The organism is Ensifer sp. GW101-20A05 (assembly GCF_059424735.1).
The window spans coordinates 1-1,862 of record NZ_JBWKZT010000045.1; the positions used below are offsets into that span (position 1 = coordinate 1).

1 protein-coding gene and 1 pseudogene are annotated in these 1,862 nt (G+C 63.3%); both read left to right on the plus strand.

Going from position 1 to position 1,862, the window contains the following annotated elements:
• The first annotated feature begins 78 nt into the window (after window positions 1-78).
• Window positions 79-1,149, plus strand: a complete 1,071-nt coding sequence (gene istA / locus AC070A_RS34550) for an IS21 family transposase (RefSeq protein WP_492384416.1) — start codon at window positions 79-81, stop codon at window positions 1,147-1,149.
• Window positions 1,150-1,163: 14 nt separating this feature from the next.
• Window positions 1,164-1,787 (plus strand): annotated as a pseudogene (istB, locus tag AC070A_RS34555) (IS21-like element helper ATPase IstB); the annotation flags it as partial.
• Window positions 1,788-1,862 lie beyond the last annotated feature (75 nt).

Genomic DNA, 1,862 nt, shown 5'->3' on the forward strand with positions numbered 1-1,862 from the left:
TCTCCATGCCGTCGACGTCGGCATAATTGGGGAATTTTACTTCGGCACTTTTGGGGAGATTTCAGTCGGCATTGACAGATCGTTGATCGCAAGACTGGCGAAGTCCGCGAGGCGGAGCTGTTCCTCGGCGTGCTCGGCGCATCGAGCTACACCTTCGCCGAGGTGACCTGGACCCAGACCTTGCCGGACTGGGTCGGCTCACATGTGCGCATGTTTGCCTTCTTCGGCGGTGTGCCCCGCCTGGTCGTGCCCGACAATCTGAAGTCCGGCGTCAGCCGCGCCAGCTTCTACGATCCCGAGATCAACCGCAGTTACGGCATGATGGCGTCCCACTACGGTGTCGGCGTTCTGCCGGCCCGACCGCGACGCCCGAAGGACAAGGCCAAGGTCGAGAACGGCATGCGCTTCGCCCAGAGTTGCCTTCTCGGCCGCATGCGCAAGCAGACTTTCTTCTCGCTCGCCGAGGCCAATGCCGCGATCGCCGACGTGCTGGAGCGCATTAACAATCACGTCATGCGCCGGTTGGGCGTCAGCCGCCGCCAGCTCTTCGAGACGGTCGAACGCGCGGCGCTCGCAAGCTTGCCCGCCGAGGAGTACGAGTTCGCCGAATGGCGCTTTGCGCGGGTCTCGACGGATTACCATGCCGAGTTCAAGACCTTCTTCTATTCCGTCCCGCACGCGCTCATTCGCCAGCAGGTCGATATCCGGGCGACCGCGCGAATGATCGAGATCTTCCATCGCGGCAAACGCGTCGCGGTCCATCAGCGCCGCTATGGCGGGCCGCGCTATGGAACAGACCCGGCGCACATGCCGAGCTCCCACCGCCGATACGCCGAATGGACGCCGGAGCGCTTCCGGCGCTGGGGCGCGTCCATCGGTCCGCAGACCGAAGGGCTGATCGTCGCCATTCTCGCCAGCCGGCCACATCCCGAGCAGGGCTTCCGAACTTGCCTCGGCATCCTGCGCCTCTATCGCGACCTCGGCCGCGAGCGCGCTGAGGTCATTTCGGCACGGGCCGTCGAGATCGGCGGCCTGACCTGCAAGACGATTGCCTCGATCATCGCCACCCACAAGGCCCCCAGACATTCCACCGAACCCGCCGCCGTCATGGAACACGCCAATCTGCGTGGCCCCGGCTACTTTCATTGAGGAGAGACCAAACGATGTTGACCAATCCCACCATCGACATGCTGCGCGAACTCGGCCTGACAGGTATGGCCAGTGCCTATCAGGAACTCGAGGCGCAAACGGAAGCGAGACACCTCGAGCATGGCGAATGGCTTGCACTGCTGCTCGAACGCGAGGCGACCACGCGCCGCCAGAAGCGCTTCGAGGCGAGAGCCCGCGCTGCAAAGCTGCGCCATGACGCCCAGATTGAGAACGCTGACTTCCGCGCTGCCCGCGGCCTGGATCGCAATCTCTTCATGAAGCTCGCCGGTTGCGACTGGATCTCCCAGCGCCATAGCCTGCTGTTGATCGGACCCGCCGGCGTCGGCAAGAGCTGGCTTGCCTGCGCACTCGGAAACAAGGCCTGCCGCGAGGACTTCTCCGTCGCCTACCACCGACTTCCCAGGCTGTTCGCCACCCTTGCGCTGGCGCGGGGCGATGGCCGATATCCCAAGATCCTCAAGGCGCTCGCCAGAACCGACCTGCTCATCCTTGACGACTGGGGCCCGGAGAAGCTCAACGATGAGCAGCGTCGTGATCTCCTGGAAATCATCGAGGATCGATACGAGCGGCGATCGACCATCGTCACCAGTCAGGTGCCCGTGGATCACTGGTATGATGCGGATTTCGGATTAACGGGACAGCGATTCCGGTAAATCCCGGACAGTCGTTTCACTAAATCGCGGACAGTCTCG